Here is a 3199-nt window from a genome sequence, read left to right on the forward strand (position 1 = left end):
CACCTTGTACTGAGATAGCTGTACCGCCGCTATCACGGTAGGCATCAAAAGCGATAATGGCGTTGCCAAAAAGTACAGTATTGCTATTTGGGATCATATAATCAATGCCCGGTTGTAAAGCAAAACTAATTTTGTCGCCCACAGGAGAAGATCCACCACCACTAGCCAACACTAACCCAGCACCCAGGTAGGCATCAGCTTGCCAGTTGAGGGGTAAATCGTAGGAAACGGTTGGCACAATTGCTGTATTATTACCAATTAACACTTGGGCGCGGAGAGAAAGTGGCGCTTCCAAAAGCTTGTAACGACCGGCTATAACCCCCCCCAATTGGATACCATCAGTAAAACCAATAGTGGGGCCTATACCGATATAACTGCCATAGGCTACTTGAGCTTGTGCTGGTTTAGCACTTGCCAGACTCAAGACCAAGCCAGCCCCCAAAACTGAAACCAAATATTCAATATACTTCATAACCAACTCCTCACACCAATTAGTCATTAGTCATTGGGCATTGGGCACTTGTACTGAGCGAAGTCGAAGTATTGGGCATTGGGCATTGGGCATTGGCCTTGTCTCCCTCATCTCCCTCATCCTCCCCTGCCTCCCCTGCTCCCCCTGCCCCCAGCAAGAACTGCTCCCTCCATTCTACGGGCAACTAGAATGAATGCCTCCTTGAGTACAAATGTATGCCACTTGCTTGGGATCTAAATTTTTGGCTAGAGAAAAATCAACCCCTTCGACTACGGCAGATACTGAGCCTAAATCTGGGGTTTCTACAAATTGATCTGCTGGATCTTGTTTACTAGGGGCGAGAATTGCCCCCTTAAAATCTGCTCCGGCGACATTTGCCCCCCGTAAATCTGCAAGACTCAGGTCGGCATTTTGCAAGTTAGCGTTTTCCATCTGGGCAGAACGCAAAACAGCACCAGCTAGACGAGTGGCGCCCAGGTTAGCATTCCTGAGATTAGCACGATCCAAATAGGCTCCTGATAAATCTGCCCCTTGCCAATCAGTGTTTGTTAAGTTGGCAAAGGATAATTGCGTTCCGATGGCAGTGGCGCGACCTAAACGGGCAGCGTACAGATTGGCTTCGTTTAATTTAGCGTCACCTAAATCTGCTCCAGTCAAGCTGGCTTTTTCTAAAACTGCGTTTCGCAGATCGGCTCCTACTAGTTGGGCGCTGTTGAGTTTAGCCTCATATAGACGTGCGTTGGATAAGTTGGCTCTGTTGAGAGTGGCGCGGCTCAAATCGGTACGGTTCATCAAGACGCGACTGAGATTAGCATCAGTAAGATTGGCTTGCTGCAACTGAGCTTGGCTTAAATCAGCGATCGCATCATCATAGGTATCCCAGCGTCCATCTTCACCCACGTCTCGAAAGCGGCTACCTTTAAAGCTGGCTTGGTTAAGATTTGCAGATTTAAACTTAACTCCTGATAAATCAAGGTTGTCTAGTACCAAGTTAAAGAAGGAACTTCCTGGAGTCCCGCTTTGACCTAATTGGGTGCGACTAAGGTCAACGCCCTCGATTTTACCGCTGTAAACAGAGAGAATCTTGTTGATCGTCCGCTGGTTTCTTTGTAGCCACCCTTGCCGTAATTCCCGTTCTTGGGTTGCAGTGCTGCCCATAGACTCTAGTTCGCTAACCAAAGACTGATTTTCCTTTTTTAGTTCTGGGATGGCTTGGGGGCCGACAGTTGTCAAAGCTTGTTGAATCGTATCTAAGAGGCTGGGGTTGGTTTCGCTAGCCAAGAGATCCGCCAGAAATTTGATGGACTCTGGGTCATTAAGACCACCTATAGCCAGAATTGTACTTTGGCGTTGCTCAATAGTCGCCCCAGAGTTAGGAGCTAATTGTTTGACAAGTTCGAGAAACTGATCGCTGTTGATTTTCTCGGTTGCTCGCTGGGATTGTTGAATTTGGATATAAACTTGAGTACCGATTAAAGTTGCCAATACAGCAGTCATACTCGTAAGCCCTACCCCAAACAAAGTTAGATTAGGATTTTGCTGTATCCGCCGCCACAGATTGGGCGACTGGTTGGTTTGGGCTGCCGCTAATTCTTCTCCCTCCTGCCATTCTTCTGCTTCATCATTACCGTCAGTAGACTGAGCTTGTTTGTTGTTAGCTAAGAGTGAGGGTGGCAAGGGGCGAGTCGCATCTATTGTATAAGTGCCTGCAAGTTGATCATGGAGTGCGCGACGGCCCCGGCGCGACGGTAAGCCTATCCCTTCGCCCACAATAATTAACAAAGACAAAAATGTGAATAATCCTAAATTAGGAAAAGCAAAGCTGTAGCGCCACAGCAGATAGGCGATGGAAATGGGTACAGTCCAACGCCCAACTCCTTCTCTAATTACAACTGCCCCTAAACCAGGTGGTTTTCCTTGCTCGTTGACAACCCGCACTTTTAACCAACGTTTAGGAATTGTCCTACCAGTCTTAGCTAGTAAATACAATTGCCACCATGAGAGAGTTACGGGTGCTAACAGGGCGATTGTCCACAAAATATTAGTTGGCCATGCCACGTTACGGATGCCATAGCTCACAGGTAGAGCCAGGGGTCTAGCGATCGCTCTTTCTGTGACTACCAGCACCGGGTTAAGGGGCACTCGGTTAAAATCGCTTCTAGAATTGGCATAGACACCAATGCCGAAGGGAATCAACCCACTTGTCACCACTAATGTAATTTCAGCCGCCCAAGCAGCAAAACGCCTACTTGCTAGCAGCAGCGAACTGGCTCTTTCTGGTTGTTTTGACTGACCAGATTGATTACTTCTTTTGACAATTGGTGTCGTCATCGCATAATTTCCTTTGACATTATTTATACGCCGCGATCGGCACAATTAAAATAAACTAAGCTCACCGGCAAAAAGAAAAGCATATTGAAATAGAATTTCGGAGTCATAAGTCAGAAGCCTTTTGTATCATGGCTCCTGACTTTCATAACTACGGGTATGCAAAGTAAATGCATATCAGCTTATTACTTACGTTGAAAGCTACTAGACACAAAAATTTTGTATCCAACATACACTAACACTGCCAAAAGTGCCAGACTGATTACAGATGCAACCAGTTTAAACACTGCTTGCAGCATTGCCAAGCCTACTAGCACCGTCACACCCGAAACTACCAGCTTTTTTGTTCCAGATAAGCTGTTGAACCAAATCTGAAATCGCTCCAGTTGCAAGTTAAAT

At 46.6% G+C, this 3199-nt stretch carries 3 protein-coding genes and 1 pseudogene; all 4 read right to left on the minus strand.

Annotation, left to right across the window (positions count from 1 at the left end):
- The coding region (locus LC574_RS33010; protein WP_229457805.1) for a hypothetical protein at positions 1-472 on the minus strand (472 nt) is incomplete at its 3' end.
- 19 nt (positions 473-491) lie between these two features.
- Positions 492-629, minus strand: a complete 138-nt coding sequence (locus LC574_RS33015) for a histidine kinase (RefSeq protein ID WP_229457803.1) — start codon at positions 627-629, stop codon at positions 492-494.
- Positions 630-646: 17 nt separating this feature from the next.
- Complete coding sequence (locus LC574_RS33020; RefSeq protein ID WP_229457804.1) at positions 647-2803, minus strand: pentapeptide repeat-containing protein; 2157 nt, start codon at positions 2801-2803, stop codon at positions 647-649.
- Positions 2804-2985: 182 nt separating this feature from the next.
- Positions 2986-3199, minus strand: a pseudogene (locus LC574_RS33025) (hypothetical protein); the annotation flags it as partial.

This window comes from Nostoc sp. CHAB 5715 (genome assembly GCF_020829685.1).
Classification (GTDB): Bacteria; Cyanobacteriota; Cyanobacteriia; order Cyanobacteriales; family Nostocaceae; genus Nostoc.

Excerpts from the sequence above, each read along its gene's own strand:
- LC574_RS33020 (WP_229457804.1), bottom strand. The coding sequence starts at position 2,803 with ATGACGACACCAATTGTCAAAAGAAGTAATCAATCTGGTCAGTCAAAA.